Annotated in this window: 1 protein-coding gene; it reads right to left on the bottom strand. The window is 44.0% G+C overall.

Features of this window, described 5'->3' with window-relative positions; translation table 11 throughout:
- Positions 1-266, bottom strand: a 266-nt coding sequence (locus GQ596_RS11030; RefSeq protein WP_160401766.1) for a hypothetical protein, incomplete at both ends; no start/stop codon positions are given.

Raw genomic sequence — 266 nt, 5'->3', positions numbered from 1 at the left:
ACGGCGCACTCCCCTCGATAGCCCTTGAGGTATAAACCGATAACGCCTCTGTATCCTGCGTATACGACAATAACAACAATGGCGCTAAGAATAATGCCGATTTTGATAATAATGACGGTTTAAACAATAATGGCGGTTTGAATAACCACTTGGATATCGGCGGTAAAGACCGCGATGACGACGTCGATTTCGCTACGCGAAATGACTTCGGTGATGAAAATAACTGTGGCGCTCTATTTTGACCACTGTGCGAATCAATAAGATTT

Source organism: Gilliamella sp. Pra-s60 (assembly GCF_009795755.1).
In the GTDB taxonomy this organism is placed as follows: domain Bacteria; phylum Pseudomonadota; class Gammaproteobacteria; order Enterobacterales; family Orbaceae; genus Gilliamella.
The sequence above is the reverse complement of the archived record's forward strand: the minus strand, read 5'-3'. Positions and strand labels throughout refer to the sequence as shown.